This is a genomic window from Amycolatopsis thermalba (assembly GCF_003385215.1).
Lineage (GTDB): Bacteria > Actinomycetota > Actinomycetes > Mycobacteriales > Pseudonocardiaceae > Amycolatopsis_E > Amycolatopsis_E thermalba.
In genome coordinates, this window is the sequence record NZ_PQHW01000045.1 from 23,829 (window position 1) to 50,707 (window position 26,879).

The 26,879-nt window shown below is 70.6% G+C and carries 28 protein-coding genes; 7 read left to right on the forward strand and 21 right to left on the reverse strand.

Features of this window, described 5'->3' with window-relative positions; all coding sequences use genetic code 11:
• Position 1: 1 nt before the first annotated feature.
• Positions 2–772 carry a dioxygenase family protein gene (locus tag D0D15_RS18975; protein WP_094003277.1) on the reverse strand — a complete coding sequence of 257 codons (771 nt, stop codon included), beginning with the start codon at positions 770–772 and terminating at the stop codon, positions 2–4.
• A 124-nt stretch (positions 773–896) separates the two neighbouring features.
• On the opposite strand from D0D15_RS18975, the gene D0D15_RS18980 reads away from it, so the two are divergent.
• The gene (locus D0D15_RS18980; RefSeq protein ID WP_094003276.1) at positions 897–1,268 is read left to right on the forward strand and encodes a hypothetical protein; all 372 of its coding nucleotides are present in this window, start codon (positions 897–899) and stop codon (positions 1,266–1,268) included.
• Here D0D15_RS18980 and D0D15_RS18985 read toward each other — a convergent pair.
• Complete coding sequence (locus D0D15_RS18985) at positions 1,254–3,437, reverse strand: ATP-binding cassette domain-containing protein (RefSeq protein WP_094003275.1); 2,184 nt, start codon at positions 3,435–3,437, stop codon at positions 1,254–1,256. The genes D0D15_RS18980 and D0D15_RS18985 overlap by 15 nt on opposite strands.
• Before the next feature lie 62 nt (positions 3,438–3,499).
• Here D0D15_RS18985 and D0D15_RS37580 point away from each other — a divergent pair, with 62 nt between their 5' ends.
• Positions 3,500–4,453: a helix-turn-helix transcriptional regulator gene (locus D0D15_RS37580; protein ID WP_275897091.1), complete on the forward strand. Its 954-nt coding sequence runs from the start codon at positions 3,500–3,502 to the stop codon at positions 4,451–4,453.
• Between the two features lie 27 nt (positions 4,454–4,480).
• On the opposite strand, the gene D0D15_RS18995 is transcribed toward D0D15_RS37580, so the two are convergent.
• Both D0D15_RS18995 and D0D15_RS19000 read right to left on the reverse strand, forming a co-directional pair.
• The gene (locus tag D0D15_RS18995; RefSeq protein WP_233157025.1) at positions 4,481–5,284 is read right to left on the reverse strand and encodes an alpha/beta fold hydrolase; all 804 of its coding nucleotides are present in this window, start codon (positions 5,282–5,284) and stop codon (positions 4,481–4,483) included.
• A gap of 62 nt (positions 5,285–5,346) precedes the next feature.
• A complete protein-coding gene (locus D0D15_RS19000) occupies positions 5,347–6,552 on the reverse strand; it encodes an MFS transporter (RefSeq protein WP_094003273.1) in 1,206 nt (401 codons plus the stop codon).
• 93 nt (positions 6,553–6,645) lie between these two features.
• Between D0D15_RS19000 and D0D15_RS19005 the strand changes: the two genes are divergently transcribed.
• The gene (locus D0D15_RS19005) at positions 6,646–7,017 is read left to right on the forward strand and encodes a MerR family transcriptional regulator (protein WP_094003272.1); all 372 of its coding nucleotides are present in this window, start codon (positions 6,646–6,648) and stop codon (positions 7,015–7,017) included.
• A gap of 255 nt (positions 7,018–7,272) precedes the next feature.
• Here D0D15_RS19005 and dnaB read toward each other — a convergent pair whose 3' ends face one another.
• The 12 genes from dnaB to D0D15_RS19070 form a co-directional block, all read right to left on the reverse strand.
• The gene (gene dnaB, locus D0D15_RS19010; RefSeq protein ID WP_094003271.1) at positions 7,273–8,676 is read right to left on the reverse strand and encodes a replicative DNA helicase; all 1,404 of its coding nucleotides are present in this window, start codon (positions 8,674–8,676) and stop codon (positions 7,273–7,275) included.
• Between the two features lie 444 nt (positions 8,677–9,120).
• Positions 9,121–9,927, reverse strand: a complete 807-nt coding sequence (locus D0D15_RS19015) for an ESX secretion-associated protein EspG (RefSeq protein ID WP_233157024.1) — start codon at positions 9,925–9,927, stop codon at positions 9,121–9,123.
• Positions 9,924–11,216: a hypothetical protein gene (locus D0D15_RS35980; protein ID WP_162830608.1), complete on the reverse strand. Its 1,293-nt coding sequence runs from the start codon at positions 11,214–11,216 to the stop codon at positions 9,924–9,926. Before D0D15_RS35980 ends, D0D15_RS19015 begins: the two co-directional genes overlap by 4 nt.
• A 41-nt stretch (positions 11,217–11,257) precedes the next feature.
• Entirely contained in the window at positions 11,258–11,836 is a 579-nt protein-coding gene (locus D0D15_RS19030) for a DUF3558 domain-containing protein (RefSeq protein ID WP_094003269.1), read from the reverse strand.
• A 2-nt stretch (positions 11,837–11,838) separates the two neighbouring features.
• Positions 11,839–12,231: a hypothetical protein gene (locus D0D15_RS19035; RefSeq protein ID WP_094003268.1), complete on the reverse strand. Its 393-nt coding sequence runs from the start codon at positions 12,229–12,231 to the stop codon at positions 11,839–11,841.
• 146 nt (positions 12,232–12,377) lie between these two features.
• Positions 12,378–12,836, reverse strand: a complete 459-nt coding sequence (gene rplI / locus D0D15_RS19040; protein WP_094003267.1) for a 50S ribosomal protein L9 — start codon at positions 12,834–12,836, stop codon at positions 12,378–12,380.
• A 14-nt stretch (positions 12,837–12,850) separates the two neighbouring features.
• Positions 12,851–13,099: a 30S ribosomal protein S18 gene (gene rpsR, locus D0D15_RS19045; protein WP_020423407.1), complete on the reverse strand. Its 249-nt coding sequence runs from the start codon at positions 13,097–13,099 to the stop codon at positions 12,851–12,853.
• A gap of 35 nt (positions 13,100–13,134) precedes the next feature.
• Entirely contained in the window at positions 13,135–13,626 is a 492-nt protein-coding gene (locus tag D0D15_RS19050) for a single-stranded DNA-binding protein (RefSeq protein ID WP_094003266.1), read from the reverse strand.
• A gap of 12 nt (positions 13,627–13,638) precedes the next feature.
• Positions 13,639–13,962, reverse strand: coding sequence for a 30S ribosomal protein S6 (gene rpsF, locus D0D15_RS19055; protein WP_020423406.1), 324 nt, complete (start codon positions 13,960–13,962; stop codon positions 13,639–13,641).
• Between the two features lie 80 nt (positions 13,963–14,042).
• A complete protein-coding gene (locus tag D0D15_RS19060; protein ID WP_094003265.1) occupies positions 14,043–14,963 on the reverse strand; it encodes a hypothetical protein in 921 nt (306 codons plus the stop codon).
• A 71-nt stretch (positions 14,964–15,034) separates the two neighbouring features.
• Positions 15,035–15,892, reverse strand: a complete 858-nt coding sequence (locus tag D0D15_RS19065; RefSeq protein WP_094003264.1) for a hypothetical protein — start codon at positions 15,890–15,892, stop codon at positions 15,035–15,037.
• 78 nt (positions 15,893–15,970) lie between these two features.
• The gene (locus D0D15_RS19070) at positions 15,971–16,813 is read right to left on the reverse strand and encodes a hypothetical protein (RefSeq protein WP_094003263.1); all 843 of its coding nucleotides are present in this window, start codon (positions 16,811–16,813) and stop codon (positions 15,971–15,973) included.
• Positions 16,814–16,916: 103 nt separating this feature from the next.
• Here D0D15_RS19070 and D0D15_RS19075 point away from each other — a divergent pair, with 103 nt between their 5' ends.
• Positions 16,917–17,690 carry a deoxyribonuclease IV gene (locus tag D0D15_RS19075; protein WP_094003262.1) on the forward strand — a complete coding sequence of 258 codons (774 nt, stop codon included), beginning with the start codon at positions 16,917–16,919 and terminating at the stop codon, positions 17,688–17,690.
• A 67-nt stretch (positions 17,691–17,757) separates the two neighbouring features.
• Here D0D15_RS19075 and D0D15_RS19080 read toward each other — a convergent pair whose 3' ends face one another.
• From D0D15_RS19080 to D0D15_RS19090, 3 genes are all read right to left on the reverse strand, one after another.
• Positions 17,758–19,305: a glycosyltransferase family 87 protein gene (locus D0D15_RS19080; RefSeq protein ID WP_094003261.1), complete on the reverse strand. Its 1,548-nt coding sequence runs from the start codon at positions 19,303–19,305 to the stop codon at positions 17,758–17,760.
• 36 nt (positions 19,306–19,341) lie between these two features.
• Positions 19,342–21,807, reverse strand: a complete 2,466-nt coding sequence (locus D0D15_RS19085; RefSeq protein WP_244214971.1) for a transglycosylase domain-containing protein — start codon at positions 21,805–21,807, stop codon at positions 19,342–19,344.
• A gap of 340 nt (positions 21,808–22,147) precedes the next feature.
• Positions 22,148–22,546 carry a DUF5318 family protein gene (locus D0D15_RS19090; protein ID WP_094003259.1) on the reverse strand — a complete coding sequence of 133 codons (399 nt, stop codon included), beginning with the start codon at positions 22,544–22,546 and terminating at the stop codon, positions 22,148–22,150.
• A 233-nt stretch (positions 22,547–22,779) separates the two neighbouring features.
• Between D0D15_RS19090 and D0D15_RS19095 the strand changes: the two genes are divergently transcribed.
• Positions 22,780–23,343, forward strand: coding sequence for a PadR family transcriptional regulator (locus D0D15_RS19095; protein WP_094003258.1), 564 nt, complete (start codon positions 22,780–22,782; stop codon positions 23,341–23,343).
• 49 nt (positions 23,344–23,392) lie between these two features.
• Positions 23,393–24,484 carry an inositol-3-phosphate synthase gene (locus D0D15_RS19100; protein ID WP_094003257.1) on the forward strand — a complete coding sequence of 364 codons (1,092 nt, stop codon included), beginning with the start codon at positions 23,393–23,395 and terminating at the stop codon, positions 24,482–24,484.
• Positions 24,485–24,527: 43 nt separating this feature from the next.
• Here the strand turns inward: D0D15_RS19100 and D0D15_RS19105 are convergent, their stop codons facing one another.
• Together D0D15_RS19105 and D0D15_RS19110 are read right to left on the reverse strand one after the other, a co-directional pair.
• The gene (locus D0D15_RS19105; protein WP_094003256.1) at positions 24,528–25,169 is read right to left on the reverse strand and encodes an HAD family hydrolase; all 642 of its coding nucleotides are present in this window, start codon (positions 25,167–25,169) and stop codon (positions 24,528–24,530) included.
• 14 nt (positions 25,170–25,183) lie between these two features.
• Positions 25,184–25,498: an ArsR/SmtB family transcription factor gene (locus D0D15_RS19110; RefSeq protein WP_094003255.1), complete on the reverse strand. Its 315-nt coding sequence runs from the start codon at positions 25,496–25,498 to the stop codon at positions 25,184–25,186.
• 57 nt (positions 25,499–25,555) lie between these two features.
• Here D0D15_RS19110 and D0D15_RS19115 point away from each other — a divergent pair.
• Positions 25,556–26,879: DHA2 family efflux MFS transporter permease subunit (locus D0D15_RS19115; protein ID WP_208646184.1), on the forward strand; the 1,324-nt coding region annotated here is incomplete at its 3' end.

Below are 26,879 nucleotides of genomic sequence, written 5' to 3' on the forward strand. Positions count from 1 at the left end.
GTCAGCCGATCTGCACGGACCGTTTCGCCAGGCCGTACCAGTAGCCGTCGATGACGGTCTCCGGCTCGGCGTCCGCGGAACCGGCGCCGAGGCTGACGAACAGCGGCGCGAAGTGCTCGATGCGCGGGTGCGCGAGCGTCGCGGCGGGCGCCTTGTGGCGGAAGTCGAGCAACGCGTCGATGTCGTTGGCCCGCAGCGTTTCCGCGCCCCACTGGTCGAACTCGGCGGACCACCGCGGCGGGGTGCCGTCCACGCCGACGCCCATCGCGGAGAGGTTGTGCGTGAAGAACCCGCTGCCGATGATCAGCACGCCCTCGTCCCGCAGCGGCCGCAGCTTGCGGCCCAGCTCGAACAGCTTCCGCGGGTCCAGCGTGGGCATGGACATCTGCAGCACCGGCACGTCCGCGTCCGGGTACATCTCGACGAGCGGCACGTAGGCCCCGTGGTCGAGGCCGCGGTCGGGCGCCTCGTGCACCTCGGTGCCCGGGCCGGTCAGGAGCTTGCGCACCTTCGCGGCCAGGTCGGGCGCGCCGGGTGCCGGGTAGGTGACGGTGTAGTAGTGGTCGGGGAAGCCCCAGAAGTCGTAGACCAGCGGAACCGTCGTGGTCGCGCCGACGGTCACCGGCGCCTCCTCCCAGTGCGCCGAGACGACGAGGATCGCCGTGGGCTTGGGCAGGTTCGCCGACCAGTCGGCCAGCTGGCGGGTCCACAGCGCGTCATCGGCGAGCGGCGGCGCGCCGTGGCTCAGGTAGAGCACGGGAGTCGCACTCATCGCAGCCTCCATGTTTGAAAGTTCAACTACTACGGTACCCGACGCACCGGGGTCGCGGGGTATTCCCGGGCGCGGAACCGGTACAGACTGGCGCGGCGCGGACGGCGGGCGCCTATCCTGAACCATGGTGGTCAACGTGGCGATCTACCTGGTCGTGTGTGCCACGCCCCCGGTGCTGTTCTGGCTCGCGAGCAAGACCCCCGCGGTGGTCGCCGCCCTCCGGCGCCGCACGGAACCGGCGCCGGCCGGCCCGCCGATCGAGCAGCTCGCCGCGGACCTGCGCCGCGTGCACCGGTGCCTGGCGGACCTGGCCCCGGACGCGCCGATGCTGCGCCGCCGCGCCACCCACCAGGCGTACGACGCGTTGCTGGTCCAGGCTTGCGCGGCGCTCGGCCTGCGGCACTGGCTGGACGAGCTGCCGGAAGGCGTGGAACGCGACGTGGAGCGGCTGCGCGTGGAAGAGGCGCTCCGGCGGGCCGGCCTAGCGGTCCCCTGACAGCCGGGCCAGGTGCCGCCCGGTCTTCGACCGCGGCTGACGGGCCAGCTCCGCGGGTGGCCCCTGGAACAGCACCCGCCCGCCGTGCCTGCCCGGCCCCGGACCCAGGTCGATGATCCAGTCCGCCCTGGCGATCACGTCGAGGTTGTGCTCGATGACCACGACGGTCGAGCCGCCCGCCACCAGCCGGTCGAACAGGTCGACCAGTCCGGCGACGTCGGAGGGGTGCAGTCCGGTCGTGGGTTCGTCGAAGACGTAGATCCGGCCGGGGCGGGCGAGCTCGACGGCCAGCTTCAGGCGTTGCCGTTCCCCGCCGGACAACGTGTTCAGCGGCTGGCCCAGCGACAGGTATCCCAGTCCGGCCTCGACCAGCCGGTCCAGCATCGGCTCGTCGGGGAACACCGTCCGCGCGTCCCGCGCGCTGAGGTCGAGCACGTCGCTGATCGTGCGACCCCGGTAGGTGTACCGCAGGACGTCCGCGACGAAGCGGCGTCCCTGGCACTCCTCGCACGTCGAGACCATCGGGTCGAGGAAGGCCAGGTCGGTGTAGATCACGCCGAGGCCGTGGCAGCGCGGGCACGCCCCCGCCGAGTTGGCGCTGAACAGCGAGGGGCTCACCCCGTTCGCCGTGGCGAAGCGTTGCCGGATGCCGTCGAGGATCCCGGTGAAGGTCGCCGGGCTGGACCGGCGCGACCCGCGGATCGGGCTCTGGTCGACCGACACCGCGTCCGGGACGAACCCGTGCACCAGCGTGCTCTTGCCGGATCCGGCCACACCGGTGACGACGGTCAGCACACCGAGCGGGATGTCCGCGTCGACTTCGCGCAGGTTGTGCCGCGTGGCGCCGCGGATCTCCAGGAAGCGTTCGGCCCGCCGCGGGTTTTCCTTGATCCGCGGGCGGTGCCGCAGGTAGCGGCCGGTCGGGGTGTCCGCCAGCCCGGCGACCGCGCCCTGGTAGACCACCCGGCCGCCGTCCTGCCCGGCGCCGGGGCCCAGGTCGATGACGTGGTCGGCCGCGGCGATCACGTCCGGGTCGTGCTCCACCACCAGCACGGTGTTCCCCTTGTCCCGCAGGCTCTTGAGCAGGGCGACCAGCTGCGTCACGTCGTCCGGGTGCAGGCCGACACTCGGCTCGTCGAAGACGTAGAGCATGTCGGTGAGGCTGCTGCCGAGGTGCCGCACCATCTTCACGCGCTGCGATTCACCGCCGGACAGGGTCGAGGTCGGCCGGTCCATCGTGAGGTAACCGAGACCGATCGACACGAGCCGCTCCAGCTGCGCGACCAGTCCCGCGACCACCGGCTCCGGTTCGGTCAGCGTGCGCACGAAGGCCAGCAGGTCCTCGGCCTCCATCGCCGCGCAGTCGGCGATCGAACGTCCGGCCACTGTGGACGCCAGCGCCTCGGGGGCCAGCCGCGCGCCGTGGCACTTCGGGCAGGTCTCCTCGGTCACCACCCGCTCGAACGCCTCGCGGGTGCGGCCCTTCAGCGCGTCGGCGTCCTTCGGCAGCCAGATGCGTTCGAACCGCGGCAACAGGCCTTCGTGGTCCGGTGAGCCGTGCAGGAACGCGTCCCACTCCGCCGTCGAGTACTCGGCGAGCGGCTTGTCCAGGTCGAACCGGCCGGAGTCGGCGAAGGTGCGCCACATCCAGCCGCCGGGCTGGAAGGTGGGGAACCGGATCGCGCCCTCGTTCAGCGAGCGGCCGCGGTCGATGAGCTCGTCGACCACGATCGTCCGGGCGGTGCCCAGGCCGGTGCAGCGCGGGCACATCCCCTGCGGGTCGTTGAAGGAGAACGCGTTCGAGTACCCGGCGAACGGCCGTCCGGCCCGCGACCACAGCAACCGCATCAGCGAGTAGATGTCGGTGACCGTGCCGACCGTCGAGCGCGGGCCACCGCCGAGGCGTTTCTGGTCCACCACGATCGCGGCCGACAGGTTCTCGATCGCGTCGACGTCGGGCTGGCCGTAGCGGGGCAGCCGGTTGCGCACGAAGGTGGTGAACGTTTCGTTGAGCTGCCGCTGGGACTCGGCCGCGATGGTGTCGGACACCAGCGAGGACTTGCCCGATCCGGACACCCCGGTGACCACCGTGAACGCGTGCTTCGGCAGGGTGACGGTGACGTCCCGGAGGTTGTGCTCCCGGGCACCCACGACCCGTAGTTCTGTCATGCGCCCGACGCTAGGAACGATCGCGGCCACATTCCGGCCGCGATTCCTGCCACCATCGATTCGTGCACGGACCGAGCGCGCGGATGCTGGAGCTGCTGTCGTTGCTGCAGACCGGCCGCACCTGGAGCGGCGCGGATCTGACGACCCGGTTGGGCGTCTCCCCACGCACCCTGCGCCGGGACATCGAACGGTTGCGTGAGCTGGGCTTCCCGGTGTCGTCGGTATCCGGCTCCGGCGGCCGCTACCAGCTGGTGGCCGGCCGCGCGATGCCGCCGCTGCTGCTGACCGACGAGGAGGCGGTGGCCACGGTCGTCGGTCTGCGGTTCGCCGCACTGGCCCAGGTCGACGGTGCCACGGGTGCGGCCGACGGCGCGCTGCGGAAGCTGGAACAGGTGCTGCCGTCGCGGTTGCGGTACCGGATCGCGGCGGTGCTGGCCTCGACGGAGGCGGTGTCGCGGGCGGCGGGCCTGCTCGACCTGCGGGTGCTCCAGCAGCTCGCCACGGCCGCCCACGCCCGCCAGGACGTGCGGTTCGGCTACACGACGCGGACCGGGGAGCGCGGCGAACGCCGGGTCGAGCCGTACCGCCAGGTGCTGCTGGGCAAGCGGTGGTACCTGCTGGCCTGGGACGTCGACCGGCGGGACTGGCGCACCTTCCGGATCGACCGGATCACCGGCGTGACCGTGCCCGGGACGACGTTCGTCCCGCGACCGCTGCCGCCGGACCCGGTGAGCTTCGTGCAGTCCAGCGCGAACTTCCCGCTCAGCAGGCACCGCGGTGTCGTCCGGTTCGACGCGCCGGCGCCGGTGGTCGCCGAACGGCTGATGACCGAAGCCGGCACGCTGGAGCCCCTCGACGAGCACAGCTGCCGGTTCGTCACGCCGGTGGACTCGTGGGAGTGGCTGGCGATGACCTTGCCGATGGTCGGCGTGCCGTACACCATCGAAGGCCCGCCGGAACTCGTCGAGCGGTCCCGCGAACTCGCCGAACGCATCCGCGCGGCGACGGGAGGGTGAGGCCCTGAGCGGCCGGAGCTGCTCGGCTTACGAGGTGAGGAACTCGCCGATCGCGTGGCCGAGTTCGGGGCGCGCGACCGCGCTGAGGTGGTTGCCCGGCACGCTGACGTACCGGCCGTGCGGCAGCACCTCGGCGAGGTTGCGGGCGGTCTGGTGGTGCGGGTCCTCGATCCCGGCGACCACGAGCGTCGGCACGTCCAGGTGCTCCAGCACGGTGCGGGGCGTGTCGATCGAGGTGTCCAGGACGTGCAGCAGTGCGTCGCGGTCGCCGCCGATCTGCCGGAAGAACGCCTCCGCCCGCCACTCCGGCGTGCCGCGCTCGAACGTGCCCAGGCCGGTCAGCACCCTGCGGAAGTGCGCGTTGCCGCCGCCGGTGTGCTCGATTCCGTGCAACCCCATCCCGGCCACCACCGCCCGGCGGGGCCGGGCGCCGCGCACCAGCATTCGGATGGTCGTCCGCCCGCCGAGCGAGTAGCCGCCCAGGTCGTAGTCGGTGAGCCCGAGGTGCTCGACCAGGTCGAACCCGTCGTCGGCGAGCACGTCCGGCGGGTAGGCGGCCGGATCGTGCGGCTTCCCGCTCTCCCCGTGGCCGCGCAGGTCCGGCATGATCACGCGGAAGCCCAGCCCCGCGAGGTGCTCGGCGTGGCCGTAGGTGACCCAGTTGACCCGCGAGGTGGAGAAGAAGCCGTGGATCAACACGAGCGGACGCCCGGCACCGACCTCCCGGTAGGCCAGTTCCACGCCGTCCCGGGCGGTGAAGTACCCGTGTAGGGTCCCGTCGCCGATGACATGTCGATCTTTAGCGACCTGCGGTTTTGCTCGTTCTCTCACCGCAGGGTCCTGAAGGACAGTCTCAAAGCCGTGGCCTTTCTCGGGTCGCGGGCAGCGGTGGTTCAGCGGCTGCCGAGTTCTCCCTTGGTGAACCCGTGTTTGCGTGCCGTGAGCACAGTGGCGAGTGCAGGGACGAGCAGTGCGAGCGCGACCCAACTCAGCCAGGATGCATCCGATCCGCTGAGGACGAGGCCTCCGATGATGCCACCACCGGCGATTCCGACGTTCCATCCGGTGGTGAGGAGTGCTTGGGCGACATCGCCGGCGTCGCCTGCTGCTTCGGCGACTGCGGTCTGCAACAGGGTGGAGGTGCCGCCGAACGCGAGCCCCCAGAGCGCCGCGCTGGCGTAGACGAGCGAAGGCACGCCGGAGAAGATGCCGAGCAGCAGCGTGCATGTCGCGAAGAGCGCACACGCGAGGATCATGAGGAGGCGCAGGTGCCGATGGACGAGCGCTCCGGCGATCCAGATGCTCACCAGCGACACCAGGCCGAAGGTGAGCAGCACGGCGTCGACTTGACCTGCCATGCCGAGCGGTGTGAGGAACGGCGCGATGTAGGTGTAGAGGATGCTGTGGGCGAGCACGAACGTGAGGGTCACGAAGAGCACGGGCGCTACGCCGGGAATGCGAATGGTACGGGTGAGCGGGAGCCGTGAGCCCTTGGGCTGTCCGGGGAAGCTCGGCACCGCCGCGATGACCCACACGATCAACGCGAGCGTGAGGACGGTCATGATCCCGAACGCGTATCGCCACTCGACGAGCTTGGCCAGAAACGCCGCAGCAGGAACTCCGACGGACAGGGCAACGATTGCGCCCCCCATCGCGATCGCCATTGCCTTGCCGCGCTGATGTGAGGGAACCATCCGTACCGCGTACCCGGCCAACAGCGCCCAGAGCAACCCGCCGACGATGCCGCCGAGGCACCGGGCGGCTAGCGTAAGTGCGAAGCTCTCGGAGAGCGCGGTGACGGTGTTGGCGATCGCGAGTCCTGCGATCGCCAACAGCAGCAAGTGTCGGCGCGGCCAGCCGATCGTCGCCTTGGTGAGCGGGATCGCGGCGAGGATCGCCCCGATCGCGAAGACGGTGACGCTCTGCCCGGCAGTGCTCTCGCTCACACCCAGGTCTCGGCTCATCCCGGGAAGCACCCCGGCGGGCATCGTCTCGGTGAGGAGCGTGATGAACCCGGTGGTGGCCAAGGCCAGAAGACCCGCCAGCGGGAGCCGGGCGTTCGTTCTCGAGCGAGGTGGCAGCGTATCTGGTCGCGTCATAGCCCTATCGTCGATGGGTGACATTAGTGTGAAGGTCAAACTCGGTGTCTGCCGAGTCACAGAACGCCAGCCACAGAGGGCGAGGAGAGGGATATGCGGATCGGTGAGCTGTCGACGCGCACCCGGACTTCGATGAGGTTGCTGCGCTACTACGAGGAGCAGGGACTGATCGCGTCAGATCGACTGCCCAACGGATACCGGGACTATGAGGAGTACGTCGTTGACCGGGTTCTCCAGGTACGAGGCCTGCTCGACGCAGGGCTGCCCACACGGATCATCAAGCAGATCCTGCCCTGCCTGAACACCCCCCGCACGATCCACATGCCCTACGTCACGCCAGACATGGTCGCAACGCTCGAACGCGAACGCGATCGCATGGCCGAAAAAATCGAATGCCTCACCAAGAACCACCAGGCCATCACCGACTACCTCGACGCCGTACGCCGCAATATCCGAGCCTCCTAACCGATGTCGGGTCTGCTGAGCCTATTGCCAGCCACTCGGTCAGCTTCTCCGCATCCGCGACCGAACACTCCCGAAACCCGAAATGCTTCCGGCCCTGTCGTACCCGCCATCACCGTTCCCATAGACCGAGTAGCTGTAGGCGAGGCGCAGACACCATCCAGACAGCCCAGTCTCAAACAGACTTCATAAATGAAACCGAGATGAAACCACCGGTGAAAAAATGAAGTCAGATTTGAGACCCTGCATACCCGGGCATCAGCCTTGGGCGAGGTCCGCGAACCGGCTGTAGTGCAGCTGGTGCGCGACGACGATCGTGCTGGTCGGACCCGCGCGGTGCTTCGCCAGGATCAGGTCCGCCTCGCCGGCGCGCGGGTCGTCCCGCTCCCACGCGTCCGGGCGGTTGATCAGGATGACCATGTCCGCGTCCTGCTCCAGCGAGCCGGACTCACGCAGGTCGGACAGCATCGGGCGCTTGTCGGTCCGCTGTTCCGGGCCGCGGTTCAGCTGGCTGATCGCGACCACCGGCACCTCGAGCTCCTTGGCCAGCAGCTTGAGCTGACGGGAGAACTCCGAGACCTCCTGCTGCCGCGACTCGACGCGCTTGCCGGAGGTCATCAGCTGCATGTAGTCGACCACGACGAGCTTCAGGTCGTTGCGCTGCTTGAGCCGCCGGGCCTTGGCGCGGATCTCCATCATCGTCATGTTCGGCGAGTCGTCGATGAACAGCGGCGCCTCGCTGATCTCGCTCATCCGCCGCGCCAGCCGCGTCCAGTCGTCGTCGGACATGCGGCCGCTGCGCATGTCCGCGAGCCGGATCCGGGCCTCCGCGGACAGCATGCGCATCACGATCTCGATGCGGCTCATCTCCAGGGAGAAGATGACGCTGCTCATGCCGTGCTTGATGGAGCACGACCGCGCGAAGTCCAGCCCCAGGGTCGACTTGCCGACACCTGGCCGTGCCGCGACGATGACCATCTGCCCGGGGTGCAGGCCGTTGGTCACCTCGTCGAGGTCGGCGAAGCCGGTCGGCACACCCTGCGACACCCCACCGCGCGAGGCGATCGCGTCGATCTCGTCCATGGTGGGCTGGAGCAGTTCCTCCAGCGCCACGTAGTCCTCGCTGGTGCGGCGCTCGGTGACGTCGTAGATGGCGGCCTGCGCGCGGTCGACGACCTCGTTGATGTCGCCGCCGTCGTTCGCGGCGCCGTAGCCGTACTGCACGATCCGCGTGCCGGCCTCGACCAGCCGCCGCAGGATGGCCTTCTCCCCGACGATCTGCGCGTAGTAGCCGGCGTTCGCGGCGGTGGGCACGGTCGCGATCAGCGTGTGCAGGTAGGGCGCGCCGCCCACGCGCGCGAGTTCGCCGCGTCGTTCCAGTTCCGCGGAGACGGTGATCGGGTCGGCCGGTTCACCGCGCGCGTAGAGGTCGAGGATGCAGTCGTAGACCGCCTGGTGCTTGGGCAGGTAGAAGTCGTTGGGCGAGAGCACCTCGACGACGTCGGCGATGGCGTCCTTGGACAGCAGCATGCCGCCCAGCACGGACTGCTCGGCCGGGATGTCCTGGGGCGGCTGACGGTCGAACTCGCCGTACCGCGGCCCCGGGTCCTCGGGACCGGGATCGGACGGATAAGCCGGACCACGGTCGTCAGTCAGCGCCACCGCGCGGATACCTCCCAGACAGCGAACACCAGTTCGATTATGCCGGATCTCCGGCCGGAGCGTGGGACCCGCCGCACCGGTGGGACCGTGTCTTCCGGCCACTGTGTGCGACTACTCCGGCGGGAACCGTAGATCGCTCGGACGGACCAGTGCAAACCTGCTTGGGGACCGTTCTGTGGACAGCTTGTGGAGGAGCGGGCCGAACCAGTCACAGGTACGCCTTCCCCTGTGGACAAGCTGGGGGCAACTCATCTGACCGGCAGGAAAACCGCAGTTCAAACCCTGTGGGTAACCTGTGGAGAACTTCACTGAAAAAACTTCGGCGTGTCGCCGCGCACCCGATCTTCGGCGTGTCGCGGCCTCGCGCTGGCGTCGGCCTGTGGATCAAGCCTACGGACAGTAGAAGACCCCCCACTCGGCCGAGTGGGGGGTCCGGTGCACTGATCAGCCCAGCGCGCGCATCGCGTTGTGTAGTCGTTCACCGATCGCCTGGGGCGTACCGGGAGTGAGCACGATCAGCGACTCACCCGTGCCCGGCCGCTCCTCCAGCAGCCAGCGGCCGTCGGGCGTGTCGACGAAGTTCAGCGCGCGGTCGCACCGCCTGCGCGTGCCCGCCCGGGTGCGCGCGGCCGCGTACAGGCTGCCGGCCGCCACCCGCGGCCCCTCGAGGATGCGCTTGATCTCCTTGCCCGGATCGGCGACGGAGCGGCCGCCACCACCACGCATGATCGACATGTCCTCGCCCGAGGGCCGACGGCCACCGCCGTAGACCTCGCTCTTCGGCGCCACCAGCGGGCTGCTGCCGCCGGGCGGCACCCGCGGGATCTGGTCCACGAATGCCGGGAGCAGCTGGTCCGGCCGCTGCGGCCGCATCACCACCACGTCCTCCTTGATGTGGCGGGCCAGGACGAACCCGCCACCGGCGCCGCTGCCGGCGAGGACCGTGAAGTTCTGCGGCGCGTCGTCCGGGAACGTGCCCTCGAACCAGCCGTAGAACTCCACGTTCGGCCGCGCGATCGACTCGATCATCGCGGCGAACTCGCGGTCCATGCCCCGCGGCCCCATCAGGCCGTGGTGCGTCAGCACCGCGTTGACCTGCTGGTCGATGATCCGCTGGGCGGTCTCGTCGTACCAGGTCGCGGTGGGCGACAGCGTGTTGTGCGGCTCCGCACCCCGGCGCTGCAGCAGGTTGAGCAGCGTCGGGGTGGTGATCGTCAGCGGCCGGCTCACCGGCATCGTCCCGGGCCTCATTCGCCGATGACGGGCGGAGCCGTCAGCTCGTCGGTGCCGAACAGCTCGTTCGGGTCGTCACCCACCATGTACTTGTTCTCGTGCTCTTCGTCGTCCTCGCCGTTGGCGTGACCACCGCGGCCGCCCATGCCCGGCGCCCCGGCCATGCCGGCGCGGCCCGCACCGCGACCGGGCCGTCCGCCCGCGCCACCGGCGCCCGCACCGCCGGCCCCGGCACCCGTGCCCGCCGTCGCGCCCGTACCGATCCCCGCGCCCGGACCGAACCCGGCGCCGAACCCGGCGGCGCCCACACCGCCACCACCCGCGCCGGCGCCGGCGCCACCGCCCGCGCCGGACCCGCCCCCGCTACCGGGCCCGAACCCGCTGGTGGAGGTCGGCGTGTAGCCCGCCGCGGTGGTCGCGTCGAAGGCCGGGTTGTACGGGCCCGACCCGGTGCCCGGCGTGTAGCCGGGGCCGGTAGGCGCCTTCGGCAGGTTGGCCGACGGATCGGTGGCGCTGAACTGCGGCAGGTTGCCGGTGCTGGCCGGCTTGAAGTCACCGGGCATGCCGGACGCGCTGGGCATGTTCCCGGCGCCGCCGGTGCCGCCCGGCATCCCGCCCGGCAACCCGCCGTTGGAGAACACGTTGCCCTGCCAGGCGGTGTACTGCGGCATCCCGCCCGCGTTGGTCATGCTGGCCTGGTAGTAGTTGTTGAACGCGTCGACGTTCGCCTTGCCGCGCTGGTTGTACTGCTCGATCTGCTCGTCGACGTCGGACATCGGGTTGATGCCGTCGAGGAAGTTGCCATCCGGCGGCTGGGCTGGCACTTCCTGGACCTTGGACTTGATCGTGTCGAACGCGCTGGCCTGGTCGTTGAGGTAGGTGTGGCTCTTGCCCAGGTTGGTGGCCGAGTCCTGCAGCCAGATGCCCAGCGGGTGCGCGCCCGCCTGCGCCTGACCCGAGGCCATGCCCTTCCAGGCGTTGTCCATCAGGTCGTTGATCTGCTGGATGAGCCGTCCGCGTTCCTCGTGCACGCTCTTGAGGCTCTTCGCCGCGTTGGCGCCGGCCACGAGCGAAGACGCGTCACCCGGGCTGATCTGCTCCCAGATCTTGCGCGCGTCGATCGTGCGGCCACCGATGTTCGCCTCGTGGTGCTCGGCCTCGGGCGTGCTCGCCAGGCCGACGAGACCGCCGACGATCGCGCCACCGACGGCCCCCACCGCCGTGCCGACACCCGGGACGACCGACCCGATCGCCGCACCGACGGCCGCGCCCGATGCGACGCGCCCCGCCGTGTAGTCGTCAACCATGGCTCAACCCCTCCTGCTGCCGAATCTGATCTGGACGTGCATCACGCGGCCCCCTTCAGGTGCTGCACCATCGCGACGGCGACCTTCTCGACGATGGGACACGGATCGGTCACGTTCGGACCGTCCAGGATGCTCGAGTTGACGTTCACGACGAGCTGGTCGGTGACCCCGACCCACAACGCGCAGGTCCCGCGGCTGCGCAGGTCGGCGTTGGCGGCGAAGACCGCGGGGTAGCCGTCGATCGTGACCGGCTCGAAGTACTTGTCCTGCGCGCGGTTGGCGTAGACACCGGTGAGCCCGGTCTGCTGGTTGCCGAGCGGGGCGATGAAGATCTTGTTGGCGTCGTACGCCTGCGACTGCCACCGGCAGCCCTGTCCGGACGGGCTCGGGTACGGCTCCCCCGGGCTGACCAGCCCGATCTCGGTGACCTGGGCCGGCGAGAGCGCCGAGCAGGGGTCGCTCACCAGCGTGCCCGACGGCAGCGGCGACGGCACGCGCAGCGCCGGGTCGACCGGCGGGGCGGTGGGCGTCTGAGCCGCGTCGGTGCTGCCGCCTTGCGAGCAACCGGTCAGCAGGCCGGCTGCGACCAGCGCGGCGGCGAGCCAAGTGGTGCGTTTCATGCTCAGACCGCCCGGTACCCTCCGACGCTGCGGTGGACCTCGTCCTCGTGCTCCTCGACGATCCCGGCCGCTTTCTCCAGGGCGTCGATGTAGTTCTTGACGTAGTCGACCATTCGCTGGTGCTGCAGCTGCAGGGTCTCGCCGGAGACCTTGGCGGCGCGGTTGATGAAGTCGCCGCTGGCGAACTCCTGTCCCGGCGGCCGGACCTCGGCGATCGTGTTCGCGTTCGACAGGTCCGTCTGCAGGTCGGTCAGCAGCTCTTTCCACTTGCTGATCACGCCGCGCACCTCGTCCGGGGAGAACTGGTACCCGCCGGGGCTGCCGTTGCCACCCACCTGGATCGGTGCTGGTGGCGGTACCTCCGTGAGCCTGTCGGTCGGCTTCTCACCGGTCATGGCCAGGAACCCCCTACGTTCTCGCCTCGGCATTGATCGCCCGCTTGGATGCTAGCGCAGCGCACCCGGTTCCCGCGGCCGAACAGGAAAAACCGGGCAGGCCCCGCGAGCTGCGGAAACCTGCCCGGTTGGTACTGCGTGACGACCTACTGGCCGGCCTTCACCTCGAGGCGGACCGAGGCCTGCACGTCGGGGTGCAGGCGGGCGTTCACCGCGTGCTTGCCGACGGTCTTGATGTGCCCGTCGGTCTCCAGGACGCGCTTGTCGAGCAGCGGGCCGCCGGCCGCCTTGATCGCGTTCGCGATGTCGGCGGTGGTGACCGAACCGAACAGCTTCTTCGAGCCCGCGGCGGCCTTGGCGGTCAGCTCGACGGTGCCGAGACCCTCCAGCGCGGCCTTGATCTCCCGAGCGTGGTCGAGGTCGCGGATGCGGCGGGACTCCTGCGCGCGGCGGATGGTCTGCACGTTCTTCTCGGCGCCCTTGGTGGCCTGGATGGCGTAGCCGCGGGGCAGCAGGAAGTTGCGCGCGTAACCGTCCTTGACCTCGACGATGTCGCCGGGGCCGCCGAGGTTCGCCACGTCAGTGGTGAGGATGATCTTCGCCATGATGTGGTCCCTCCTCAGCGCGCGGTCGAGGTGTAGGGCAGCAGCGCCATCTCGCGGGAGTTCTTGACCGCGGTGGCGATGTCGCGCTGGTGCTGGCTGCAGTTGCCGGTCACCCGGCGGGCACGGATCTTGCCGCGGTCGGAGATGTACTTCCGCAGCAGGTTGGTGTCCTTGTAGTCGATGAGTTCCGGGTGGCCCTTCTGCTCGGCCTTGCAGAACACACAGACCTTCTTCTTGGGCTTGCGGATGGGTGGCTTGGCCACGGTGATGCTCCTGGGAATTCAGTACGAGTGGTTGGTCAGAAGGGAGGCTCGTCGGCGAAACCGCCGCTGTCGCCTGCCGGCGGGGCGGAACCCCACGGGTCGTCGGCGGGGGCACCACCGCCGCTGTTCCCGCCGTAGCCGCCGCCACCGCCGCCGCTGCCGCGGCTGACCTTGTTCACCTTGGCGGTGGCGTAGCGCAGCGAGGGACCGATCTCGTCGACCTCGAGCTCGACGACGGTCCGCTTCTCGCCTTCCTTGGTCTCGAACGACCGCTGCTTGAGGCGGCCCTGCACGACCACGCGGGCACCGCGCGTCAGGCTCTCCGCGACGTTCTCCGCCGCCTGCCGCCAGATGTTGCAGCGCAGGAACAGCGCCTCGCCGTCCTTCCACTCGCCGGTCTGGCGGTCGAAGGTGCGCGGCGTGGACGCGACGGTGAAGTTGGCGACGGCGGCGCCGGACGGGGTGAACCGCAGTTCGGGGTCGGACGTCAGGTTGCCGACCACGGTGATGACGGTGTCTCCAGCCATGGGCTATTCGCCTCAGGCCTTCGCCGCGGCCTTGGCGGCCTTGCGCGGGACCGGCTTGCGGACGACCTTGGTGCGGAGCACGGTCTCCTGCAGCGACAGCTGCCGGTCCAGCTCCTTCACCGCGTCGGGCTCGCTGTTGAGGTCGAGCACGGCGTAGATGCCCTCGGCGTGCTTCTTGATCTCGTAGGAGAGCCGGCGACGGCCCCACACGTCGACCTTCTCCACGCTTCCGCCGGACGTGCGGATGACGTTGAGGAAGGTGTCCAGGGTCGGGGCGACCTTACGCTCGTCGAGCGTGGGGTCGAGGATGACCATTACCTCGTAATGGCGCGACACAACCACTCACCTCCTGTGGGCTTCACGGCCACGGGCTTTCCGTGGCAGGAGGGTTTGCCGAGGTTGAGTCTACGGGGCGGCTACGACAGTTTGCGCAGCACCCAGGTCCGGACCAGCGCGGCGCTCACGCCGGCCAGCGCGACGACCGCCAGCAGCATCGGCAGCTGGACGTTGCCCGCGGCCGGTTCACCGCCGATCGCGCTGGCGTTGCCCGCGTTGCGGACGTCGGCCTGGCCGCCTGCCGAGGTGGACTGGCCGCCCAGCACGCCGACCTGCGGCAGCGCCTGGTCGGGCAGCGTGGCGGAGGACGGGTAGAGCGCGCTCGGCGGCACCGCGACGCCGGCCACACCGGGGACGGCGGCCGGGATGTTGCCGTAGTTGCGCGGCGGGGCGGTGGCCGAACCGGTGCCCGCGATGCCCGGGCTGGTCGCGGTCGGCGAGGTTCCGGGCGCGGGCGTGGCCCCGCCGGGCTGCTGCGTGGCGGGGAGGCCGGGCTGGGTGTAGTTGTTCGCGTAGGTGGTCAGCCCGCAGTTGCCGGCGACCTTGTTGGAGATCGAGTCGAGGGTCTTCTTCTGCTGGTCGGCGCCGATGCCGAGGCCGACGGCGTACGGGTCGCCCGCGTTCTTCAGCGTGGTCGCGACGGCGGTGGCGATGGCGTCACCGCCGATCGTGCCGCTGGCCGCGTTCGCCGGGATCTGCCCGACGGTGATCGCGCCGGCCTTGCTGACCGTGTCCGCGATCTTCTGCGGGTCCACGCCGTTGAGGTGCAGGAACCACTCCTGCTCCTGCGCGCCGGCCTTGACCACGCCCGCGAGGTCCTTGCCCTGCACGGCGACGCTGTCGCTGAGGGCGCCGATCACGGTGCCGGTGCACGCCTGCGACAGCACGGTGCTCGCCGACGCGGTCCCCGCCGTCAGGAGCGAGCCGCCGGCGATGGCCGCGGCGACGGCGGCGACGGTCAGCGCTCTACGGGTGGTCTTCATCAGGCTGGTGTTGCGCACGAGCGCGGTCCTCCAGTGATCGCAGGCGTGTGTCCCCGGAAGGGATCAACGACGAGCGGACCCAAAGGATACTAAGCGGTAGCTCCCCGTAGAACCCACGCGCGTACGAGACCGGCGCTGACACCCGACAGAGCGACGACGGCGATGAGCATCGGTAGCGCGACGTTGCCACCACCGCCCGAGCCGCCCGGGAGCGCCTCGGCCTGGCCCGCGTTCTGCACCGGCTCGCCGGACTGCGCGGGCTGGCCGAGCGCGCCGTACTGCGGCGCGTACCCGGGGATCTGCCCGCCGTACTTCAGCCCCGGCGAGGGCGCCCACAGCGCGGACACCGCGAACGGCAGCCCGGCGTAGTTGCGCATCGGCGCGTAGGCGCTGCCCGACCCGAACGGCAGGAGGTTGAACGTCGACGGGTCGCCGGCCAGGACGGGGCTGGTCGAGCCGGGGATCGCGGCGGGCGCGACGCCCTCGGTGCGGCCGGGCGTGCCGCCCGGCGGGGTCTGCGGGTGGCCGCCGGTGCCCGGCGGGTTCTGCGGCTGCGGCCGGCTCGCGCCACCCCCGCCGAGCGCCCGGCCCGCCTGGTCGACCGTGCTGGTCAGGCCGTTCGTGGTGCCCGCGACGGCGCCGTTGACCGCGCTCGCGGCGGGGGCGCCGACGACCGGCAGCGGCTCGACGACCGTGTCCACGACCTTGACGGTGATCTGGCACAGCCCGCCGAGCAGGCCGCCGACGATCGAGGTGAGCCCGTCGGTGACGGTCTTCAGGCCGAGCGGGGTCTTGATGACGTCGCCCGGTTTGGCCGTGACCGTGTCGCCGCACTGGGCCGTGTGGGTTTCCGCGCTCGCGGTCGCGGGGAGGGCGAGCGCGGCCGATCCGGCCAGTACGAAGGCGGCGGCGCCCGCCGCGGCGGTCCTGCGTGTCCGACCCTGCATGTTCGTCCTCCAGCGCGTCGCTACTGGTTCAACGAAGCTAGAGCAGGTGCGTGACGCCCGCACGGCGGAAAGTAGCCGTCAGGCGCGGCGCATCCAGGCCCGGGTGAGCGCGGCGGCCACGATCGCGAGCGCGAACACCGCGATGATCAGCGGCAACCGGGCCGGCGCGGTCGGCGACGGCATGGCCTCGGCGGTCCCGGAGTTCTGCGTGACCACCGGCGGTTCCGTCCCAGTCGGTGGGACGAGCCCGGGCGCGGCCGGCGGGACGACCCCGGGCCGGATCAGGGCGGACAGCGGCGGCGTCAGCGGGACGCCCCCGGAACCGATGAGGAACCCACCGGTGACGAACGAGGCCGGCACGATCCCGCCGGTCGCGCCGGGAGCGGGGGCGACGGGAGTTCCGGGCGCCGGGGTCTCCTCGCCGGGCTGCGGTCCGCCGGGGGCGGGTTCCTCCGGCGCCGGATCGTCCGGAGCTGGGTCGTCCGGAGCTGGGTCGCCGGTGGACGGCGGGACGAGCGGCCGACCGGAGACGAGGCTCTGGGTGGCCGCGGACAGCGTGTTCACCGTGCCCTGCACGCCGGGGCAGAGCTGCTCGGTCGCCACGTCGCCGACGACCGGCGCGTCGCCCACGTCCAGCGCCTTCGCCAGGTCGGCCACCGGCAGCGGCAGCAGCGGGTCGCGCTGGTCCGGGCCGGTGGGCGCGGAGCCGCTGCCGGTGCCGACGGTGAGCACGCCGGGCTGGTCGAGCGGGGCGCCCGCGTCGAGGGTGAGTGCCTGGCCCGGCTCGTCGCGCAGGGTGGCGTCACAGCTGCCGGCCAGCGCGGGGTCGGCTTCCTCGGCGAACGCGCCCGGCGCGGCCAGCGTGGCCGACAGCGTCAGCACGAACCCGGCCACTCCGGCGCGGCGCGCGGTCTTCCCCATGCGTCCCCCAGCACTCAGGTGTGTCACGGACCGCGCTCACGGTACTTCATAGCGTCGGTGCGGTTGGGGAGAACCGACTGGATTCCGCCGGTAGCGTGGCCTCATGCAGATCGGTGCGCACGTCCGTGACGACGACCCGCTGACCGCGGCCAAGGAGCGCTCGGCCGACGTGGTGCAGTTCTTCCTGGCCGACCCGAAGGGCTGGAAGAAACCCGTCGCGCAGCCGCCGCGGGCGGACATCGAAGCGGCCGGGGTGGAGGTGTTCATCCACTCCCCCTACATCATCAACGTCGCGTCGCTGAACAACCGCATCCGGATCCCGTCGCGCAAGCTCGTCACCCAGCACGCGGCCGCCGCGGCGGAGGTCGGCGCGAAGGGCCTGGTCGTGCACGGCGGTCACATCGGCAAGGGCGACGACATCGCGGAGGGCTTGGCCAACTGGCGCAAGTTGTTCGAACGGCAGGCGGCCGACGGCGGTTTCGCGGTGCCGATCCTGATCGAGAACACCGCGGGCGGCGACGGCGCGATGGCGCGGGAGATGGACGTGCTGGCGCGGCTGTGGGACGAGGTGGCCGAGTTCGGCGCCGGGTTCTGCCTGGACACCTGCCACGCGTTCGCCGCGGGCTGGGAGCTGGACGACGTGGTGGACAAGGTCATGGCCATCACCGGCCGCATCGACCTGGTGCACCTGAACAACTCGCGCGACGAGTTCGGCTCCGCACGCGACCAGCACGCGAACGTGGTGCACGGCGGCGGCACGATCGACCCGGAGGCGCTGGTGGCCGTCGCGGCGGCCGCCGGAGCGCCCGTGGTGGTCGAAACCCCGGCCGACGGACAGGCCGAGGACATCGCCTACCTGCGGGAGAAGCTGGGCTGACCCCCGCGGCGGCGGCCGTGCTGGAGGGGGAACACGGGTGGTTGTTGGCCGTGGCTGGTTTCGCCGTTCAGACCGCGTGCCGGGCGCGGCGGCGCTTCAGCACCACCACGTCGCGGGCCCGGTCGAGCACTCCGCCGGCCGGGTCGTCGTCGCCTGCCGTGCGTACCGCGTCTTCCGCCGGGCGGTAGATCTCCCGCACCACCAGCACGCACAGCCCGATCACGGCCAGGTCCCGCAGCGTGACGAACCCGAGGAACCAGTCCGGCGGCAGCCCCTTGTGGTCGGTGCCCAGGTAGTAGAACATCCGCGGCACCCACACCAGCGCGTCCAGCAGCATCCAGCCCAGCAGCAGCCGCCACCGCGGGATCGCCAGCACCGCGAGCGGCACCAGCCACAGCGAGTACTGCGGGCTCCACACCTTGTTGGTCAGCAGGAACGCGGCCACCACCAGGAAGCACAGCTGCGCCAGCCGCGGCCGCACCGGCGCGGACAGCCCGACGTAGGCGATCCCGGCGCAGCAGGCCAGGAACAGCCCCCCGCTGACGACGTTCAGCCAGGTCGGCGTCTGCCCGGCGGCGAGCGGCCCGTCGAAGCCGGCCCAGCCGGTGAAGTACGAGATCACGTTGTAGATCGAGTCCGGGTCCATCCCGCGTTGCGCGTTGAGCCGGAAGAACTCCTGCCAGCCCGCGTTCAGCGTGAGCGCGATCGGCAGGTTGACCGCCAGCCAGGTGCCCACCGCCGTGCCCGCGGTGACCGCCCACGGCCGCAGCTTCCCGGCCCGCACGCACAGCACGAGCAGGGGCCCGAGCAGGAACAACGGGTACAGCTTCGCCGCCGCGCCGAGCCCGATCAGCAGCCCGGCCACCACCGGTTTCCGCCGCGCCCAGGCGAGCAGACCGGTCGCGGCGAACGCGGTGGCCAGCGCGTCGAAGTTGGTGAACGCGTGCACCAGCACCAGCGGTGAGATCGCGGCGAGGCACGCGTCCCACGTTCGGCGGTTCGCGGTGCGGCCCACCGCCCACACCGTGACCAGCCAGGCGAGCGCGAGCCAGAACGCGGTGATGTTGAAGTAGATCGCCACCGGCAGCGCGCCGGGCAGCCAGCCGGTGTCGGCGATCGCCTTCCAGCCCTGCGCGAGTTTCGCGTTCGCCCACTGGAACAGCCCGGTCAGCACCGGGTACTCCATGTACCGGACGTGCGCGTTCGGCGTGCCGGCGTCGTCGATCCAGCTCGTCTTGTACGGGAACGTGCCGGGCTGGTCCAGCCGCTCGGCGCTGAACAGCGGGACGACGTCGGAGTAGCACATCGCCACGTACGGGCGCCCGGACCGCCAGTCCAGCTGGGTCTGCCCGCTGTCGTCGACGTACTGCTGGATGCAGCTGGCCTTGCCGAACCAGCACAGCACCAGCGCCAGCGTGGCCAGGGCCAGCCCGACCCGCTGGGGTGTCCAGAACCAGTGCCGCCCGACCGCCGCGTGCTCGCCGAGCGGACCGCCGATCGGTCTGCTCGCGGCCGCGACCAGCGGCTCGGTCCAGGACGGCGCGACCCGCTGACCGGCGTCGAGTGACGCCGGCGCGGGTTCGGCCGAGGTGGTCTCGTCGGTCGGGCTGGACACCCGCGCGATGTTACGGCCCGCGTCGTGAGCCGGGGATCAGCCTCTGTCGCGGGTGGTGGTCGGCCCGAAGTCGTCGCCACCACCACCCGGGATGGTGAAGGTCGGCGTTTGCCGGGACTTGCTCGTCGTCGGTTCCGTGGACTCCGGGGTGTGGGTCGGCGTCGACGGCGGGGTCGACGGCGGCGTGGTCGGGGACGACGTGCTCGACCTGCTGCTCGTCGGCTTCGTCGAGGACGACGCGTCGTCACCGGCGGTCGCGCTCTTGCCGATCGGCGAGACGGTCGGGAACTTCTCGCTCGGCTTGCCCTTGAGGTAGTCGTTCATGAACTGCTGCCACATCTTGGCAGGCAGCCCGGTCGAGGAGACCGCGTCGCCGTTCTTGTCCCGCAGCGGCGTGTTCTTGTCACTACCGACCCAGGACGCGGCGGAGATCGACGGCGTGTAGCCGACCATCCACACCTGCGAGTTGTCCTTCTCCGACCCGGAGCCGTTGCCGGCGCTGGCGTCGTACTGCTGGGTACCGGTCTTGCCGGCGCACTCGTGGCCGCTGGGGCAGCTGAGCTTCGAGAACTGGATGACCGGCTTGAGCGCGTTGGTCACGTTGCCCGCGATCTGCTTGCTCTTGTTCGCGTCACCCTCGGCGAAGGCCGGCTTCGGGTTGCTCGACGGCTGGTACACCACGTCCCCGCCGGGCGTGGTCACCTTCTGCACGAAGTGCCGGTCCAGGTAGGTGCCGTTGTCGGCGATGGTCGCGTACCCGGCCGCCATGTCCAGCGGCGAAGCCATGGTCGAGCCACCGCCGAGCGCGATGTTGTTGTCGACGGCCTTGAGCGAGGTGACCCCCGCCTCCTTGGCCGCGTCGGCCACCGCCTGTGGTCCGGTCACGTTGGCGACCATGTCGAAGAACACCGTGTTGGTCGACCGCATCGTCGCTTCCGCGACCGTGCACTCCTTCGAACAGCTGTTGGACGCGCCCGCGTTGTTGATGTAGCGCGGGTTGCCGTTGGGCAGCACGCCGAACTGCCGGTGCGTGCTGCCGTCGAACGTTTCGCCGAGCCCCTTGCCCATCTTGAGGAACGCGACCAGGTCGAACGTCTTGAACGACGACCCCGGGTTCCGTGCGGTGTTCGCCCAGTCGATGTAGTCGGTCTTGTCGTTGGGGCCGCCGTAGTAGGCGACCACACCGCGGGTCTTCGGATCCACGGCGACGAGCGCCTTCTTCAGCTCGGGCGGCTGCCCCTGCATCACGTCGTTGACGGCCTTCTCCGCCAGGCGCTGCGCGTTCGGGTCGATCGTCGTGTAGACGTTGTAGCCGTTGGCCTGGGTCTTCTCCTTGGAGTAGCCCGCGGCCTCCAGTTCGGCTTCGACCTGCGCCTGGATGAACGCGTTGTTGCCGGTGATCGCCTGTGGCTTGGTCTGGTCCTTCGGCAGCGGCGTCGGGTACTGGGCGGACTTGCGGTCGGTGTCCGACAGCCAGTTGTACTTGACCATCTGGTCCATGACGTAGTTCCAGCGCCACGTCGTGTACTCGGCGTTCTCCGACTTGCCGGGGCCCTGGATCAGACCGGCCAGCAGCGCCGCCTCGGACTGGGTCAGCTGCGCCGCGGTCTTGTTGAAGTACGCGTGCGAGGCGGCTTCGATGCCGTAGGCGCCACGTCCGAAGTAGACGATGTTCAGGTAGGCCGTGATGATGTCCTCTTTGGACTGCGTCTGGTTCATCTTGAACGACTTGACCAGCTCGGTCGCCTTGCGGGTGAGCGTGGGCGCCTCGTTCTCGGTGGCCTTCTTGATGTACTGCTGGGAGATGGTCGAACCACCGCCGGAGCCGCCGGTCAGGTTGTTGTAGACGGCGCCCAGGATGCCCATCACGTCGAAACCGTTGTTGGTCTCGAAGGTCGCGTCCTCGGCCGCGTACACGGCGTGCTTGACGGTGTCCGGGATCTGGCCCGGCTTGAGGACCTGGCGGTTCCCGCTGTCCGGGATCTCCTTGCCCATGACCGAGCCGTCGCTGTAGTAGTAGGTCACCACCTGGGCCTGCTGGGCCAGGACCTCCTCCGGCGTCGGCACGTCCACCAGGAAGTAGGCGATCGTGAATGCGATCGCCGGCAGCACGACGAACACCCCGAAGAAGGCGTACAGGGTGCGCCGGATGATCTTCCAGCGCCGCTTCTTGCGCTGCTTCGGCGTCAGGGCCGCCTTGCCCTTCTTCCCCTTCCCGGTCTCCTCGGGCGCGTCGTCCTCGGGGCCGGAGTCGTTCAGGGGCTCGTCGACGTAGTCGTCGTAGTCGTCGTACCCGCTGGCGCGCAGCTCGGCGTGGGTGAGCAGCCCCGGCTCGGAGTCACCCATGCCGGGGCGGCGGCCGGCGGCGGCACCGGCACCGCGGCCGGCGGCGGCCGGACCGGCGGGCGGGCGGTAGCGGCCGCGCATCGGCCGGTCGGCGGGGTTCTGCGGACCGGGCGCTCCGGGCGGCGGCCCGGGACGGCGCTGCGGCGGCGGAGGCATGCGGTTGCCCGCGGGCGGGACGCGGCGGGGACCACGGGGGGCGTCCGGGTCCTGACCACCCGGCCAGCCCGGGCCACCGCCCTCGCCGGGCCACTGGGGGCCCTGGGGACCCTGCGGGCCGCGGGCCTGCGGGCGCTGGGGAGGCGCGGGACGTCGTGGCGGTTCGTCACCGTTCGGCCAGGCCGGGCCGCCCTCGCGCGGCCACTGGGCACGACGGGGTTCATCGGGCTCCTGACCGGGCCAGGAGCGATTGCGGTGGTCGTTCACGAGTGAGCCTCCCAGACCGGCGGTACACCGGGCGCCGTTCTGTGATCGAGTGCCAGCGCTGCGCTACGTCCCCTCACTGCCCAGCCGTCCTCCGGGACGGGCCGTGCGGGGTTCCGTTGCCCGAGACGTACGAACGCACCAGATGGTTCCAGCGGCACGCCCGGCACACCTCCACCACATGGACGTTGAACTCCCCCACCAGGTTGGCCAGGCGGGCCAGTTCCGCCGGTGTCCTGGCCGAGCCGGAGACGTGCCTGAGCTGTTCACCGAACACCCAGGACACGTTCGTCAGGCCGTCCTGCCCGCACAGCGGGCAGGGGGCCCCGCTCGGTTCGCCGTGGAACCGGGCAGCCCTGAGCAGGTACGGATCGGCGTCGCAGACGTCGCGCGTGCCGACACGACCGGCGCGGACGCCGGCCAGCAGCGCGCGGCGCTGCAGGGCGTAGTCCACCACCTGTCGCTGGTTCTGCACGGTGACAGAGTACGTGGCCGCCGTGTGTGCGCCATGAGCTGTGCGGCCTAACGATGTAGACCACGCGCGCGACACGCCGAACGTTCCATAACGCTCTGGTGAACTTCAGGGGTGTGTTTCGGGTCGCATCGGGTGATCATCGGTGTTGGCTGCACCACTTCGATGTATCGGCCCGATATAATCGGGCGTTAGGTTGCCGGAGTGTCGTGGAAGTCCTCGAAAGGGGGTGCACCGTGCTGGAGTTCGCCATCCTGGGGCTGCTGCACGAGGCACCGATGCACGGCTACGTGCTGCGCAAACGGCTGCACGACACGCTCGGCATGTTCCGCACCTTCTCGTACGGTTCGCTGTATCCGACCCTGCGCCGGCTGCAGCGGGCGGGGTTCATCGAAGAGGCCGACAGTGACGTCGGAGGAGCCGGCGAGCCCGTCAAGGGCTGGGGCCGGCGGGCTCGGACGGTGTACAAGCTCACAGCGGAGGGGAAAGAGCACTTCGCGAAGCTGCTCGCCGACGCCGGGCCCCAGACCTGGGAGGACGAAGGGTTCGGGGTCCACCTGGCCTTCTTCTCCCGGACACCGGCTGATGTCAGGATGCGGATCCTGGAGGGCCGGCGCCGCCGGGTCGAGGAACGCCGTGAAGGGCTACGGGCGGCGCTCGCTCGTGCCGAGGAGAAGATCGACCGCTACACGCGTGAGCTGCACCGCCTCGGGCTGGAGAGCAGCGAGCGCGAGGTGCGCTGGCTGAACGAACTGATCGCGCACGAGCAGGACGAGCAAAACCGCGGGCTTCAGAGCTGAGACCGCATCCGAAATCGGCAAGACATCACTGAACGAAGGAGAAACCGGCATGGGCGACAACAGCGGCCGCGTACGAGTGGCCATCGTTGGCGTCGGAAACTGTGCGGCGTCGCTGGTGCAGGGGGTGCACTACTACCGCGACGCCGACCCGGCCTCGCGGGTGCCCGGCCTGATGCACGTGCGGTTCGGCCAGTACCACGTCGGTGACGTGGACTTCGTGGCCGCGTTCGACGTCGACGCCAAGAAGGTCGGCCAGGACCTGTCGTCCGCGATCCTCGCCAGCGAGAACAACACCATCAAGATCACCGACGTGCCGCCGCTCGGTGTGCCGGTTCTCCGCGGCCCGACCATGGACGGCCTCGGCCGCTTCTACCAGGAGACCATCGAGGAGTCCGACGAGGAGCCGGTGGACGTCGTCGCCGCGCTGCGCGAGGCCCGGGCCGACGTGCTGGTCTCCTACCTGCCGGTCGGATCGGAGCAGGCCCAGAAGTTCTACGCGCAGTGCGCCATCGACGCCGGCGTGGCCTTCGTCAACGCGATCCCGGTGTTCATCGCCTCGGACCCGGCGTGGGCGCAGAAGTTCACCGACGCCGGTGTCCCGATCGTCGGTGACGACATCAAGTCCCAGGTCGGCGCCACCATCACGCACCGCGTGCTGGCGAAGCTGTTCGAGGACCGCGGGGTCCAGCTCGACCGCACCATGCAGCTGAACGTGGGCGGCAACATGGACTTCAAGAACATGAAGGAGCTGGAGCGCCTGGAGTCCAAGAAGGTCTCCAAGACCCAGGCGGTCACCTCGCAGATCGACCGCGACCTGGGCAAGGCCAACGTGCACGTGGGCCCGTCGGACTACGTGCAGTGGCTGGAGGACCGCAAGTGGGCCTACGTCCGGCTGGAGGGACGCGCCTTCGGTGACGTGCCGCTGAACCTGGAGTACAAGCTCGAGGTGTGGGACTCGCCGAACTCGGCCGGCATCATCATCGACGCGGTGCGCGCCGCGAAGATCGCCCTGGACCGCGGCGTCGGCGGCCCGCTGCTGTCGGCTTCGTCCTACTTCATGAAGTCGCCGCCGGTGCAGTACGACGACTCGACCGCGCGCGACTCGGTGGAGAAGTTCATCGCGGGCGAGATCGAGCGCTGAGTTCTCCGCGAGGAAGGGCCCGGTCCTGGACCGGGCCCTTCCTTCACGCCTGGAGCGCGGCGGGCAGGTCGGCGACGGTGTCCAGGACCCGGTGCACCCGCTCCAGCACGGCGGGATCCGGCGGGAAGTGCGGGTTGGGCACGGCGTAGACGGTCATCCCCGCGGCCAGCGCGGACTTGAGCCCGTTGGTGGTGTCCTCGACCGCGGCGCACTTCGCGGGGTCGACGCCCAGCCGGCGGGCGGCTTCGAGGTAGACGTCCGGGGCCGGCTTGCCCGCGGCGACCTGCTCGCTGGAGATCGCGACCTCGACCAGCCCGGTCAGGTCGGTGGCCGTCAGGAACGCCTCGATCAGCACCGGTGGTGACGAGCTGGCGATGGCCACCGGGTACCGCTCGCCGACCGCGCGCACGGCGTCGGCGGCCCCGGGCAGCACCGGCGGACCGCCCGCGTAGCGGTGGGCCATCGCGTCGATCACGACCTCGGCGATCCGCTCCGGCGTGAGCCGCGCGCCGAGGTGTTCGACCAGGTAGCGCGCCCATTCCGGGGTGCTCATCCCCTGCATGGCGCGGGTGGCCGTGGCGGTCCAGCTGCCGCCGTACTCGGCGACGACCGCCCGGCGCACCTCGTCCCAGGTCTGCTCGGAGTCGACGAGCACCCCGTCGAGGTCGAAAACCACCGCGTCCATGCCCGTGACCGTACCTACTCGTCCGCGGCCAGGCGCAGGATCGGGCCGAGCAGGCCGGGGAAGCGTTCGCCCAGGTCGTCCGCGCGGACCCGGACCCGCCGGTGCCTGCCGTCCACGGTCATCGAGATCACCCCCGCCTCCCGCAGGATCCGCCAGTGGTTGGTCAGCGTCGACATCGGCACGTCCAGGCCGTCGGCGAGCACCGCGCACGTCGATTCGGGGTCCCCGGAGGCGCGCAGCGCCAGCTTCAGGCGCACTGGATCGCCCAGCGCGTGCAGCACCTGCGCGAGCGTCAGCGACTCGCGTGCGGGCTGGGGTAGCGATCGCATGGCCCGAGTCTAGCAAACTGTTCGACAGTTCGGGATTATCGAACTATCGTCGGCGGCATGACGAAGATCGAGACTCCCGCCGTGAGCCGGGCGGCGTTGCTCGCGCTGGCCTGCCTCGGCCAGTTCATGGTGCTGCTGGACAGCACCATCGTCGGGGCCGCGCTGCCCGACATGCAGGAGCGCCTGCACGTCGGGCTCAGCGGGCTGCAGTGGATCGTGGACGCCTACGTGCTGCTGGTGGCCATGCTGTTGCTGTCCGGCGGGGTCTTCGCCGACCGGTTCGGCCGCAAGCGCGTGTTCCTGGCCGGTGTGGCGGTGTTCACGGTCGCGTCGGTGGTGTGCGCCCTCGCGCCGTCGATCGGCTGGCTGATCGCCGGGCGGGTGCTGCAGGGCGTCGGGGCCGCGGCGCTGAGCCCCGCGTCGCTGGCCCTGCTCAGCGCCGCGTACCCGGTTCCGGCCGAGCGGGTCCGGGCGATCGGGTTGTGGGCCGGGTTCAGCGGGATCGGCCTGGCCGCGGGACCGCTGGCAGGCGGCATCCTGGTCGAGGCCTTCTCCTGGCCGGCGATCTTCCTGGTGAACGTGCCCGTCGGCGCGGTCCTGCTGGTGGTCGGCATGCGGGTCCTGGGCGAGTCCCGCAACCCGGAGGCGCCGGCGATCGACGTGCCGGGCACGGTCCTGTCGGTCGTGGGCGTCGGCGCGCTGACCTACGGCCTGATCGAGGGCGGGTCGCGTGGCTGGACCTCGCCGGTGATCCTGGGCAGCTTCGCGGTCGCGGTGGTGGTGCTCGCCGGGTTCGTCGCCGTGGAAGCTCGCCGCGCGGCGCCGATGCTGCCGTTGCGGCTGTTCCGGGAACGGCTGTTCACGGTGTCGAACACGGCGATGGTCGTGGTGGGTTTCGCGCTGATGGGCTCGTCCTTCTTCTTCTCCCAGTTCTTCGTGCACGTCCAGGGCAGCTCGATCCTGGTGGCCGGGCTGCGGACGCTGCCCGCGACGCTCGGCATGGTGGTGGTGAGCCCGTTCGCCGGCCGGCTCGCCGCGCGGTACGGCTTCCGGGTGGTGGTCACCAGCGGCCTGGTGCTGGCCGGGCTGGGCCTGCTGGTGCTGGGGTTCGTGGACGCGGGCACCGGCTACGGCAACGTGTGGTGGCGGCTGGCGATGGTGGGCGTCGGGTTCGCCCTGGCCATGTCGCCGCTGACCGGGGCCGCGATCCAGGCGGTGAGCCCGCGGGAGGGCGGGCTGGCGTCCGGGATCAGCCGCACGACCCGGCAGACCGGGGCGGTGCTCGGGGTGGCGGTGCTGGGAGCGGACGTCCAGACCGGGGCGGGGCTGGGCGGTGCCCTCGTGGGGGCCGGGGTGGTGACCCTGGTGGGCGCCGTCCTGA